A 12,656-nucleotide genomic window follows, 5' to 3' on the forward strand; every position below is an offset into this window, starting at 1 on the left:
GTATTTTATGAATTTATTTCGCACATCTATCGTCGGCGGGCTATGTTTAGCTAGCTTTCATATGTTTTGGGCTTTGTTGGTGGCTATAGGCTGGGCTCAACCCCTGATGGATATTGTTTTTAAGCTACATATGCTCAACTCACCATTCCAAGTTCAGCCATTTGACATCTTGCTTGCATTTGGCTTGATTGGCATTACTTTTGCCATTGGCTGTTTTTATGGTGCCGTGTTTTATTTCATTAAACGATATTTCACTAAATAAGCTCTATGACTTGGATTATTACTAAATACCTATTAACAGCAGGCATGGTTGTTTTCATCTCTGAAGTTGCCAAGCGTAGCGATAAGTTAGGTGGGTTTATTGCAGCCCTTCCGCTAATGACTCTCTTAACGCTCACTTGGCTTTTTATTGAAAATCAAAGTGATGAAAAAATAGCCAATCATGCCTACTACACCTTTTGGTATGTCATTCCTACCCTACCTATGTTTTTATTATTTCCCTATCTTTTACCCAAAATAGGCTTTTGGCTAACCTTAGGTGCCAGCATGACCCTGACTATTATCTGCTTTGGTCTATTCGCACTCATCCTGAAAAATTTTGGCATTCAGCTGATATAAAAAAACCACCCTTTGGGGTGGTTTTCTATTAGTGCTTGTGGATATTACTATCAGGCTTGATGCTCTGATTAGACATATGATCTCTCATCATCTTCTGATGATCGCCCATTTTATTGCTCATATCATTAGCAGAAACAGATGGGCCACCCTGTTCCATTTGATGACCATGAGATACCCCACCCTGATAACCAAGAATAGACGGGTCTAACATTCCAGCGATCATAGCAATATGACCAAAAACTAAAAATAGTGCGATACAAATTGCATGCACTTTTAATTTACCCATTTGATCTAGCGCTTTGTTAACCAAACCAAATTCTTGTAAAGCAATCCAGATTAATGGCAGACCAGCAATCACATAAGTGCCTACTGCAATCATATCAATCACTGTTCGCCATTCACCCGCTTGCGTAATAGGCATCACAGCGCGAGTCATGATGTAGTAAATAATCCCCACAAAGTAAATGCCTACAGCAATGCCAGAAAATTTATTAAGGTAATAAACAGCTCCGTTAAATTTTCTGGTAAATAGCAAGTAAAGTTCAGTAATAGCTAAAGTCTCAGCCAAAATAACTGGAATAGCCATAAAAATAATAAGGTTCCAAGGCTGGTTAGCAGCCAATAACTCCATGTAATGAGTCATATTCATCGTGTTTCTCCAAATGTAATGCGACTTAATAATTAGTCACAAATTTAATTATTAATATTAAAAATTTAAATAATTAATTTTGGAGGTTTATAAATGAAGTGGATAACTGGATCCGTTACCCATGAAGAATGAATCGATACCAACTGCTCTGTTAGCAGCGTAAATAAACCAGCATTTAAAGATGGGGACACCACCAAACCTAGGCAACACTGATAGTTATCGCCATGACATAACTGTTTTACATGAGTACTTGAATGAACATGTTCTACGTTGGTTGACATAAATGCCCCATCGCAATCATGGCTCTCATGCGCTTCTAGTTCTTGGAATGCTATTGTTTGAGAGTGAGAGATAACACTAGCACCGCCCATCGGCATCACTGCGGCATGGATTAGACTTGCGAACAAGCTTAAGCACAGAGTTATACAAATTTTTCTCACTTTTTCATTTTATGCCTATTTAATGAATTTGTCGCCAATCCAAGAAAATCATAAAAATATACATAAATATGAGATGATTAAATCGCTAAGCATATAAAGCCCAATTATTTTGACCCTGAGTACAAACATGATGAGGTAAAGCTATGTCTGACCATGATTCAAAAATAGATTCTCTTGAGAAAAAATTTGAGAATTTATTCAATCCTCTAGGCAACCTCTTAGTCACCATCTTTCATCAACTAGCCTTGTTTGCTATTGGCGCGGCAACCGTCTGGTCTGCTGTTATTTCTTTTTATGAAATGACACATCAGTCACACGCTGGGATACAAGATTTATTGCTACTATTTATTTACCTTGAAATTGGGGCCATGGTCGGCATTTACTTTAAAACCAACCATATGCCTGTTCGTTTTTTGATTTATGTTGCTATAACGGCAGTTACACGCTTAATTATTGACTTGGTGAATATCAACCATGAAGTCAGCTGGCAAATATTGATTCTTGGCGGAACAATTCTTCTTTTAGCCATTGCTAATGGTGTAGTTCGCTACGCTTCGCACAAATATCCATCCCATTCAAACGCCGACTAATCTACAAGGACTCCCTATGCCTGGCTTATTACCTAATGTAGACCCAGATGGATTATTAGAGTTCTCCGTCGTTTATACCGACAGATCTCTGAATCATATGTCTAATGAATTTAAACGTGTGATGGTTGATATCTCATCTATTCTGAAAGATGTTTACAAGGCGCATTCAACCGTCGTTATTCCAGGCAGCGGCACTTATGGGATGGAAGCAGTTGCCCGTCAATTTGCCACCAACAAGAAGTGTCTAATTATCAGAAATGGTTGGTTTAGTTATCGCTGGACTCAAATTTTTGAAACCGGCCACATTAGCAATGACATTCATGTACTCAAGGCTCGAAGAGTTGATAGTGCTCCAAATGCACCTTTTGCTCCAGCACCTATCGATGAGGTTGTTCACTTCATCAAAACCGAGAAACCTGCCATTGTGTTTGCCCCACACGTTGAAACATCAGCCGGGATGATTTTGCCTGATGACTATCTCAAGAAGATTGGCGAAGCCGTTAAATCAGTAGATGGCCTATTTGTTCTTGATTGTATTGCCTCTGGCGCTATGTGGGTCGATATGCAAGCATGTCACGTGGATGTACTCATTACTGCACCACAGAAAGGATGGAGTAGCTCCCCTTGTTGCGCCCTCATTGGACTGAGTGAACGCGCAAGACAAAAGATTGATGGCACAACGAGTACGAGCTTTTCTTGTGACCTAAAGAAATGGCTGCAAATCATGGAAACTTACGAAGGTGGCAATCACGTGTACCACACGACCATGCCCACCGATGCTCTTAAGGTCCTTAGAAATGTCATGAAAGAAACTCAAAGTATTGGCTTTGAAAAATTACAAAAAGCTCAGCAAGACTTGGGTAATAAAGTAAGAAGTCTTTTAGTAAATAGAGGATTCTCTAGCGTAGCAGCACCAGGCTTTCAATCACCTTGCGTGGTTGTAAGTTATACGAGCGACCCAGAAATTCAGTCTGGTAAGAAATTCATGAATGTTGGCCTTCAAACAGCCGCTGGCGTACCTTTACAGTGCGACGAAGGTCCAGAATTCAAAACTTTCCGCCTTGGCTTATTTGGTTTAGAAAAGTTACAAAATATCGATAGAACGGTCAAACATCTAGAACACGCTCTAAACACCATAGGCTAAGTATTTTCCGCCTACTGCTATTGCTTGGCCAATGGCTTAACTTGGCTAGCCTGATGGACATCGAGCATGACTTTAGCGATTGCCAAAAACTCTTCAATTCGTGAAGTAGTTTGCCTAGCAATCAATGCAATTCCGCGCTTGGGCGCTGGAGCAGCTAATGGCCTAGCAATTAAATCAGTATTTTTAAGAATATCATTTCTAATAGCCATCTCCGGTAATAACGCTATACCTAAGCCAGAGTCGGCCATTTGCACTAGTGTTAGCAAACTAGTTGCCTCTAAACCATCCACATTAGCCGTCTCAGAACGGCGACAAGCTCTCAAGCTATGCTCACGCAAACAATGCCCCTCTTCTAAGAGCAATAATCGCTCAGCCATTTTGGCAGGTACGGTCACAGTTTTCCCAGCTAAAGCCTGATCATCGGGTTTAGCAGTCAACCAGAATTCATCCCCATAAAGCTCTTTAACCAAAAGGCCTTCGGTCTCATAAGGTAGCGCAATAATAGCGAAGTCCAATTGATGTTCATGAATCTTCTGAACTAAATTGGCAGATAGATCCTCACGAAGTCCAATTTTTAAATGGGGATAACGCTCGCGGATCACCGGCAATATCTGTGGAAGAACAAAAGGTGCAATAGTTGGAATCGCCCCCAATCGAATCGTCCCAGTCATAGCTTGAGAGGCCGCTTTAGCGTACTCAACCATATCCTCGGCAGAAGCTAATAATTGCTTGGCCCGAGCAATCATCTCCAGGCCAATAGGTGTTACCGATACATTTTGGCGGTCACGCTCAATAAGCTGGATGCCCAAACTGTCCTCCAATTCCTTAAGGCCAGCACTTAAAGTCGATTGACTCACGAAACAATGCTCAGCCGCCTTAGTAAAGTTAAGGTAGTGCCCAACCGCTATCAGATAGCGCAACTGGCGCATAGAAGGCAAAGCGATCATACCGGCTCCTATTATCGGAATATTCGATAAATATTATCATATTTATTATCTATACAAATATATCAATATCCCCCAAAATTCACCCATCAATCATTTTTAACCAGAAAGGAAACACCATGTCGATCATTAATACACAAGTTCAACCATTCGCAACTCAAGCCTTCCATAACGGCAAATTCATCACTGTTAGCGATGAAACTCTAAAAGGCAAATGGTCTGTTCTTATTTTCATGCCAGCAGCGTTCACATTTAACTGCCCAACAGAAATTGAAGATGCGGCTGACAACTATGCTGAATTCCAAAAAATGGGCGCTGAAGTGTATATCGTGACAACTGATACTCACTTCTCTCACAAAGTTTGGCATGAGACTTCACCAGCAGTTGGTAAAGCCAAATTCCCATTAGTAGGCGACCCAACACACACGTTGACAAGAAGCTTTGGCGTACACATTGAAGAAGAAGGTTTGGCATTGCGCGGCACATTCGTGATCAACCCAGAAGGCGTGATTAAGACTGCTGAAATCCACTCAAACGAAATCGCTCGCGATGTATCAGAGACTCTTCGCAAGCTAAAAGCTGCTCAGTACACAGCAGCAAATCCTGGTCAAGTTTGCCCAGCCAAATGGAAAGAAGGCGCAGCAACATTAACACCTAGCTTGGATTTAGTAGGCAAGATCTAAATTGCACTAATTAATAGGCTCTCAATCGAGAGCCTATTGGAGAAATCTTAGATTCTCCAATAGGCTTTTAAAAAAATATACGAGGACACAATCATGTTAGATACAAATCTTAAAAATCAGCTCAAAGCATACTTTGAAAAAATAGAAAAACCAGTTGCATTGGTCGCTTCTTTGGATGAAAGTGAAAAATCATCTGAAATGCTCACCTTATTGCAAGAAGTTGCTGAGCAATCTAACAAAATCACCCTATCTACAGACGGTCAAGCAACAAAACGTCCGAGCTTTAGCGTGGGTGCCGTAGGAGACAACGCTAGAATCCATTTTGCAGGCCTTCCAATGGGGCACGAAATGACCTCTTTCGTATTAGCCATCTTGCAAAGTGGCGGGTACCCACCAAAAGTAGAGCAAGCAATTATTGATAGCATCAAAGATTTGCCTGGCAAGTTAAGCTTTCAGACATTTATATCCTTGTCATGCCACAACTGTCCTGATGTTGTTCAAGCTCTTAATTTAATGGCCGTACTCAACCCCAACATCGAACATGAAATGGTCGATGGTGCACTTTTCCAAGATTTGGTAGAGCAACATCAAATTATGGCGGTACCAACTGTGATCATGAATGGCGCTGTATTTGGACAAGGCCGCATGAGCGTTGAAGAAATCGTTGCGAAGTTAGATACCAAGGCATCCGAAAAAGATGCTGCTAAGTTAAATGCAAAAGATGCTTTTGACGTTTTAGTGATTGGTGGTGGTCCCGCAGGTGCCGCGGCAGCTATTTACGCTGCACGCAAAGGAATTGCCACAGGTATTGTTGCCGAACGCTTTGGTGGTCAAGTAATGGACACGATGGGTATTGAAAACTTCATCTCTGTTAAAGAAACTGAAGGCCCTAAATTAGCAATGGCGCTTGAGCAACACGTCAAGACTTATGACGTAGACATTATGAATTTGCAACGCGCTAAGGCTTTACGCTCTAATGAACAAGGCTTAGAAGTTGAATTGGAGAATGGCGCCAAATTAAAGAGCAAATCTGTGATCATCAGTACAGGTGCTCGCTGGAGAGAAATGAATGTCCCCGGCGAAACCGAGTACCGCAACAAAGGTGTGGCGTATTGCCCTCACTGCGATGGCCCGCTCTTCAAAGGTAAACGCGTGGCGGTAATTGGTGGAGGCAACTCAGGCGTTGAAGCAGCTATTGATTTAGCCGGTATCGTGCAACATGTCACCTTGATTGAATTTGACTCTCAGTTACGCGCTGACGCGGTATTGCAAGCGAAATTAACGAGCTTAAATAATGTCACCATTATTAAGAGCGCTTTAACTAAGGAAGTCATTGGCGATGGTCAAAAAGTAACCGCCTTACGTTACGAAGATCGCAACAATAATCAATCGCACACCCTAGAGTTAGAAGGTATTTTTGTGCAAATTGGTTTATTGCCAAATACTGACTGGTTAAAAGGTACGATTGATTTAAGCCCTAGAGGTGAAATCATCGTGGATGCCAAAGGTGAAACATCGATGCCAGGGGTATTCGCTGCCGGAGACTGCACAACTGTGCCCTACAAGCAAATCATTATTGCTATGGGTGAAGGCGCAAAAGCCTCTTTAGGCGCCTTTGATTACCTCATCCGATCATCGGTTAAAGAGCCAGCATTAGCCCATTAAAAGAAATTAGCTTGCTTTGAATCATTTCAAAGCAAGCTCTCCAATGGTTCAGGCTCGATTCCAAATACCTCACGAATCGCATTAGAGCTATTTGTGGGCAATATGTTATCCACTAACATCGAAGAAACATTATCTCTAGACATCAATGTGGGTCCGGGCATTTTTTCGATAAAGAATGCTTGCAAGTACCCCAACAGATTAGGTAATGGTATTAAAAGCCGTTGCTTACCAATCATTTCTCCAGCAAATCGAACCAACTCACAGAGACGATAAACTTTAGGTCCACACAAATCATAAGATTGATGAATTGTTTTAGAATTTTCAAGAGCATCCACAAACACCTGAGCAACGTCACGCACTGAAACTGGCTGGAACTTGGCGTTATAACCTGCTAAAGGCATGACTGGTGTTAATTTAAGCAATTTGGTAAACAAATTAATAAAGTTATCGTCTTTACCAAAAATAACGGAAGGCCTGAAAATCGTCCAATCCAAATCACTAGACTTCACCAACTGCTCGCCATCTCCTTTACTACGTTGATACATCGATGGACCATGAGAGTCTGCCCCCAAGGCGCTCATATGCAGAAGTCTTCTAATGGGGGATTGCCTCATGGCGGCAATTACTTTTCTCGGTAACTCCACATGGTTTTTAGAAAAGTTCTTTCCATATGGAGTGCTCGGTGAGTCATGCAAAACCCCAACTAAATTGATAACCGCCACACAACTTGACTCCTGCGTGATTAGTTTTTTAAGCTGGGATTCATCATGAACATCCATCTGGACTGGTTTAAGCGATGGCAAAACTAAAAGGGGCTTAACTGAAGTTAACGACCTTGTAGGCAAAACTACGCTATACCCCTTCGCAACCAATAACGCTGCAATTTTTCGCCCTACAAACCCAGTGCCACCAATCAAAATAACTGATTTCTTATTAGACATCATTACCTCAATCGAAATTAATAAAGTAAGTTGTTATTTTTAGATCCCTTTAACAACACTCTCTTTTTTCATTTTTTTATTTATATTTTTTCTGCTTCTATTTTTCTATTATCTCTTTTTAAATACCCAAACTGCCATAAGCACAAAAGCGGTTACGGCACATAAACCTGAAAACATAAAAGCATAAAAAGGTTGAATCGACTCATAAATCCAACCAAAAATAAAAGAAGCTGGCAAAAGCATTAACCCCGTCACCAAATTAAACCAGCCAAAAGCTGTTCCTGCTAATCCCTTAGGCGCCAAATCAGCGACCAGGGCTTTTTCTACACCTTCAGTAGCTGCTTTAAATAATCCATAAACAACAAAAAGCCCAAATATTTGATAAACAGAAATACCTGGCAACCCCATAGCTATATAAAAGAATGCGAAAGCCACCCATGCAATCAAAATAAATCTTTTACGACCGAAAGAATCCGATAAAGCAGATAAAGGTGTGCCACAAATAGTTGTTACTAATGAAACAGCTGCCCACAACAATGGAATTTGCTCTTGAGGAACACCTACCTCTTTAGCTCTCAATAACAAAAACATATCAGATGAGTTACCTAAAGCAAAAATACCTGCTGCCAAGAGATAACGTTTAAATTCGCTAGGCATCCCTTCTAAAGACCAACTAAATTTAGCGTTGATAGAAACCGGCTCTCTAGGTAAATCTTTTATCCAACAAGCCAAGATAACTGTGATAACTCCTGGAACAATTGCCCACAAGAAAATCTCTTGCAATGGAACATTTAAAAAAAGAAATAGAGATGCTAACAATGGGCCTATGACGGCCCCTGCGTTGTCCATGGAGCGATGCAAGCCAAACGTAATACCCCGTTGATGAGCACCCACGCTTTCAGCAAGCAAAGCGTCACGAGGGGAACTTCTTAGCCCTTTTCCCATTCGATCCGTAAACCGAATAGCCAAGACCCACAACCAAGAATTAGCAAAGGCAATCAAAGGTCGGCCAAGCCCCGCCAAGGTATACCCCACAATGATCCAAGATTTAGCCTTATTAGTCTTATCAACAATAACACCTGAGACCAACTTAAAGATACTAGAAGCTGCTTCAGCGATTCCCTCAATAATCCCAAGCGCCTTAGGGCCCGACATCAGCACAGTCGTCAAATACAAAGGCATCAAGGGATATAACATCTCGCTAGCAGCATCATTAAGTAAGCTAATTAGCCCAATTAACCAAACTGTTCGAGGCAATGAAAATATTGTTTTAAACATATAGGACTAATGTAGCACGAGCCAACCTACCTCCCACACACCACACCATACTATCGATACTTTTTATTAGCTAAAACTGGCTGCTATAGCGTTATAAGAATGCTTCGCCAATTCTTGTCTTGAAGAATAGCCACTCAACGGTGCACATACTTGAAGCTCTATTTCAAGATGATTACTAGCCAAGATATGTTGAATCGACTGCACCAAACTCATATCCCCAATAAAAGCAGGACGATCTGTATAGGCCCCGTGTTCTTTATAACTAAGCCTTATTGGCAAGACATGTCCTTCTGCATCAATAGCTGCCTGAAATAAATTACTTTTGAAAGGCAACACACTTCTCCCATCAGAAGAAGTTCCCTCAGGAAATATCGCCACCACTTCAGAAGACGATATTTTTTGATTCATTAAATAAATGACTCTTTTGATGTCCGAGAGTTTTTCTCGTTTCAAAAAAATAGTCCCTAACGATTTTGCTATATAGCCAAAGATAGGCCAACTAGAAACATCCGACTTAGCCACAAATGTAACTGGTCTAATCGAGTTCAAAACATGAATATCTAACCAAGAAATATGGTTCGCCACCAATAAAAATGCGCTTTGTTGTTGCAACACATCACTATTACCCTGCAACACCACTTTCACTTTTAATATTTTTAGAAGACGAATAGACCATTTTTTGATTAAATATTTTCTAATCTTTTGGTGAAGCAATGGGAAAAAGAGGCTCTGCACTAAAGCACTTGTTATATGCAAACTCAGCCATATTTTTTTCATAAAACTAGGATGCCATAAGAATGTGTCATCAATATGACATCAAATTGACATCTTAGATTCAAATTCGTCGTGCCCAATAGGGTCTCATGAATCATTATCGAGCAATTTGGATCTCAGACGTCCACCTCGGCACATCAGGATGCCAGGCTAAATATCTCCTAGACTTCCTCAAACACAACGATGCCGAAAAGATCTATTTAGTAGGCGACATCATCGATGGTTGGCAACTAAAAAAACGTTGGTTTTGGCCACAATCACATAATGATGTCGTACAAAAGCTTCTTAGAAAAGCTAGAAAAGGATGTGAAGTTATTTACGTCCCTGGCAATCATGATGAAATGGTTCGTCAGTATTTTGGCATGACTTTTGGCGATATCAGAATAGAAGATGAAGTCATACATGTGACAGCCGACGGGAAAAGACTTTGGATCACGCACGGCGATTTATTCGATAGCGTTATGCAGTATGCCAAATGGTTAGCCTATGTTGGCGATACGCTTTACACCTTCATTCTTTGGATTAACGGCTGGTTCAACAAAATCAGAGCTCGCCTAGGCTTGAACTACTGGTCTTTATCGCAATACCTCAAGCACTCTGTCAAAAATGCAGTTAGCTTTATCGCTGATTTTGAAAAAATTATGGCAAGAGAAGCTCGTGTCAGAAATTGCGATGGCGTTGTGTGCGGCCATATTCATAAAGCGGAAATTAGGATGATCGAAGACATCCTGTATTGCAATGATGGCGACTGGGTTGAAAGCCTATCAGCCATGGTTGAAGAACCTAATGGCGAATTAAAAATTGTGCATTGGCCAGTCATCCTGAAAGATGAATTAGAAAAGCCTGTTGCCCATATTTTGGCTAGCTCTAAAGACTACCTAGCACCTACTTCTTAAAAAACTAAGGGATGATCTTATGAAAATCATGATTGTGACGGACGCTTGGGAACCTCAAGTTAATGGCGTGGTTAGAACCTTAAAACAAACCATGCATGAATTGAGAAAAATGGGTCATGAAATTGAAATGATCACCCCTTTAGAATTTAAAACGATTCCCTGCCCTACCTACCCTGACATCTCTCTTTCTTTGTTCCCAAAGAAAAAAGTTGTCGCAAAAATGAATCACTTTTCTCCGGATGCGATTCACATTGCTACAGAAGGCCCTCTTGGTATTGCCGCAAGAGCTTATGCTCTTAAAAACAAGCTGCCGTTCTCAACGGCTTATCACACCAGATTTCCTGAATATGTTAAAGCGCGTACAGGCATCCCCTTGGCCGTTACCTACAAATTTCTGCGCTGGTTCCACGACCCATCTCTAGCCATCATGGCCCCAACCGATGTGGTTGTTAAAGACCTTCAGTCTTACGGATTTACAAATGTGGTTCTTTGGACCAGAGGCGTAGATTTAGATATTTTCAAGATGCAAGAATCTAAAGAACTTAATACAGCGCACCCCATCTTTTTATATGTAGGTCGCGTAGCGATTGAAAAAAATATCGAGGCTTTTTTAGAGTTAAAACTACCTGGATCGAAGTGGGTGGTTGGTGATGGCCCAGCGCTTAATGGCCTCAAAGAAAAATACCCAGATGTTAATTATCTAGGCGTCTTGCAACAAGAAAAGTTGGCTGCTGTTTATGCAGCAGCAGATGTATTCGTATTCCCTAGCAAAACCGACACATTTGGTTTGGTATTGCTAGAAGCGATGGCATGTGGCTTACCAGTCGCAGCCTACCCTGTCACAGGCCCTATCGATGTGATCGGAACTTCCGGCGCTGGCGCCATGCACGATGACTTACGTTTAGCGTGCCTATCAGCCCTCAATATTCCTAGAGAAGTTGCTAGGGGTCATGCCGAAAAATTTTCATGGGAAGTGGCTAGCCATCAATTTTTAAGCCACTTAAAACCAGCCAATGGTCATACAACTGTCAAATTGGCGTCATTAGCCTGACATATTGGAAATCTACATTATCTGCATTAACAGAATAAACATAGAGATAAATATATGAGAGAGTTACCTAATCCTTGGTCATCATTAACTGATGCCCTAACTAAAAATAAATCTGACAAGAAAACCCTATCTGAACGAATTGCGCCTTTGCATAAAATTTTGCAAGAGAAAATGATTCGCCTAAAGCCAAAAGCAGATGATTCAGCGAACAACTCAGCTAGTAAACAAGAAGCGCCAGCTGTTCACACCAATAAGCAAAACCCTATTTCATTAAGCTGGGCACGTCATCAAGATGAAGTACGTGAAGCACAGCGCTTACGCTATAAAGTATTTGCTGAAGAAATGGGTGCACGTTTAAAGCCTAATAAAGATGGCTTAGATGTTGATATTTTTGATGATTTTTGTGAACATTTAATTGTTCGCGACAACGAAACTCTAAAAGTAATTGGCACATACCGCGTACTCCCGCCTCACCAAGCCAAGCAAATGGGATGTTTTTACTCCGACTCAGAATTTGATCTAGTACGTTTGCGTCATTTAAGATCAAAAATGGTTGAGGTAGGTCGCTCTTGCGTTCATAGAGACTACCGTTCTGGTGGCGTGATCATGGCTTTATGGAGTGGTCTTGGTCAGTACATGAAGAAAAATGATTATGAAATCATGTTAGGTTGCGCAAGCGTTCAGATGGGTGATGGTGGCCACTATGCTGCTAGCTTATCTAAGATGCTTAATGCCAACCACTTAACTGATATTGAATATCGTGTATTCCCACGACTTGCATTACCTATTGAAGAACTTAATAGCAATTTAGATGTTGATCCACCTGCCCTTATCAAAGGCTATCTAAGATTAGGTGCTAAGGTGTGCGGCGACCCAGCATGGGATCCTGACTTTAATACAGCAGATTTCCTAACTATGCTCCGCTTAGGTGACATTCATCCTCGTTACGCTAAACACTTCTTAGCTTAATATTTTGCCTAATA

General features: G+C 41.2%; 15 protein-coding genes. 9 read left to right on the forward strand and 6 right to left on the reverse strand.

Annotated features, from left to right (window positions below; all coding sequences use genetic code 11):
• The first annotated feature begins 7 nt into the window (after window positions 1-7).
• Both ICV01_RS06020 and ICV01_RS06025 read left to right on the forward strand, forming a co-directional pair.
• Window positions 8-262: a hypothetical protein gene (locus ICV01_RS06020; protein ID WP_215286593.1), complete on the forward strand. Its 255-nt coding sequence runs from the start codon at window positions 8-10 to the stop codon at window positions 260-262.
• A gap of 5 nt (window positions 263-267) precedes the next feature.
• A complete protein-coding gene (locus tag ICV01_RS06025; RefSeq protein ID WP_215286594.1) occupies window positions 268-618 on the forward strand; it encodes a DUF3147 family protein in 351 nt (116 codons plus the stop codon).
• Window positions 619-646: 28 nt separating this feature from the next.
• Here the strand turns inward: ICV01_RS06025 and ICV01_RS06030 are convergent, their stop codons facing one another.
• Together ICV01_RS06030 and ICV01_RS06035 are read right to left on the reverse strand one after the other, a co-directional pair.
• Complete coding sequence (locus ICV01_RS06030; RefSeq protein ID WP_215286595.1) at window positions 647-1,267, reverse strand: DUF6803 family protein; 621 nt, start codon at window positions 1,265-1,267, stop codon at window positions 647-649.
• 65 nt (window positions 1,268-1,332) lie between these two features.
• A complete protein-coding gene (locus tag ICV01_RS06035; protein ID WP_215286596.1) occupies window positions 1,333-1,674 on the reverse strand; it encodes a hypothetical protein in 342 nt (113 codons plus the stop codon).
• A 176-nt stretch (window positions 1,675-1,850) separates the two neighbouring features.
• Between ICV01_RS06035 and ICV01_RS06040 the strand changes: the two genes are divergently transcribed.
• Together ICV01_RS06040 and ICV01_RS06045 are read left to right on the forward strand one after the other, a co-directional pair.
• Window positions 1,851-2,297 carry a phosphate-starvation-inducible protein PsiE gene (locus ICV01_RS06040; protein WP_215286597.1) on the forward strand — a complete coding sequence of 149 codons (447 nt, stop codon included), beginning with the start codon at window positions 1,851-1,853 and terminating at the stop codon, window positions 2,295-2,297.
• A gap of 16 nt (window positions 2,298-2,313) precedes the next feature.
• A complete protein-coding gene (locus ICV01_RS06045) occupies window positions 2,314-3,441 on the forward strand; it encodes an aminotransferase class V-fold PLP-dependent enzyme (RefSeq protein ID WP_215286598.1) in 1,128 nt (375 codons plus the stop codon).
• Window positions 3,442-3,458: 17 nt separating this feature from the next.
• Here ICV01_RS06045 and ICV01_RS06050 read toward each other — a convergent pair whose 3' ends face one another.
• Window positions 3,459-4,388, reverse strand: coding sequence for a hydrogen peroxide-inducible genes activator (locus ICV01_RS06050; RefSeq protein ID WP_215286599.1), 930 nt, complete (start codon window positions 4,386-4,388; stop codon window positions 3,459-3,461).
• 116 nt (window positions 4,389-4,504) lie between these two features.
• Here ICV01_RS06050 and ahpC point away from each other — a divergent pair, with 116 nt between their 5' ends.
• Window positions 4,505-5,068 carry an alkyl hydroperoxide reductase subunit C gene (gene ahpC / locus ICV01_RS06055; protein WP_215286601.1) on the forward strand — a complete coding sequence of 188 codons (564 nt, stop codon included), beginning with the start codon at window positions 4,505-4,507 and terminating at the stop codon, window positions 5,066-5,068.
• A gap of 93 nt (window positions 5,069-5,161) precedes the next feature.
• Complete coding sequence (ahpF, locus tag ICV01_RS06060; protein WP_215286603.1) at window positions 5,162-6,733, forward strand: alkyl hydroperoxide reductase subunit F; 1,572 nt, start codon at window positions 5,162-5,164, stop codon at window positions 6,731-6,733.
• Between the two features lie 26 nt (window positions 6,734-6,759).
• Here the strand turns inward: ahpF and ICV01_RS06065 are convergent, their stop codons facing one another.
• The 3 genes from ICV01_RS06065 to ICV01_RS06075 all read right to left on the reverse strand — a co-directional run bounded on the left by ICV01_RS06065 (window position 6,760) and on the right by ICV01_RS06075 (window position 9,729).
• Window positions 6,760-7,674, reverse strand: coding sequence for a complex I NDUFA9 subunit family protein (locus tag ICV01_RS06065; protein WP_215286605.1), 915 nt, complete (start codon window positions 7,672-7,674; stop codon window positions 6,760-6,762).
• 108 nt (window positions 7,675-7,782) lie between these two features.
• The gene (locus ICV01_RS06070; protein ID WP_215286607.1) at window positions 7,783-8,952 is read right to left on the reverse strand and encodes an MFS transporter; all 1,170 of its coding nucleotides are present in this window, start codon (window positions 8,950-8,952) and stop codon (window positions 7,783-7,785) included.
• Window positions 8,953-9,018: 66 nt separating this feature from the next.
• Window positions 9,019-9,729 (reverse strand): 1-acyl-sn-glycerol-3-phosphate acyltransferase, encoded by a 711-nt coding sequence (locus ICV01_RS06075; protein ID WP_215286610.1) that lies wholly within the window; start codon window positions 9,727-9,729, stop codon window positions 9,019-9,021.
• 86 nt (window positions 9,730-9,815) lie between these two features.
• Between ICV01_RS06075 and ICV01_RS06080 the strand changes: the two genes are divergently transcribed.
• Genes ICV01_RS06080 through ICV01_RS06090 form a run of 3 tightly spaced genes read left to right on the forward strand, consistent with a single transcriptional unit; the run spans window position 9,816 to window position 12,642 of the window.
• Entirely contained in the window at window positions 9,816-10,622 is an 807-nt protein-coding gene (locus ICV01_RS06080; protein ID WP_215286612.1) for a UDP-2,3-diacylglucosamine diphosphatase, read from the forward strand.
• 19 nt (window positions 10,623-10,641) lie between these two features.
• On the forward strand, window positions 10,642-11,673 hold the full coding sequence (locus ICV01_RS06085; protein ID WP_215286614.1) for a glycosyltransferase family 1 protein: 1,032 nt from the start codon (window positions 10,642-10,644) through the stop codon (window positions 11,671-11,673).
• A 54-nt stretch (window positions 11,674-11,727) separates the two neighbouring features.
• Entirely contained in the window at window positions 11,728-12,642 is a 915-nt protein-coding gene (locus tag ICV01_RS06090; RefSeq protein WP_251369326.1) for a GNAT family N-acetyltransferase, read from the forward strand.
• The last annotated feature ends 14 nt before the right edge of the window (window positions 12,643-12,656 follow it).

It is taken from the genome of Polynucleobacter sp. MWH-Spelu-300-X4 (assembly GCF_018687515.1).
GTDB lineage: Bacteria > Pseudomonadota > Gammaproteobacteria > Burkholderiales > Burkholderiaceae > Polynucleobacter.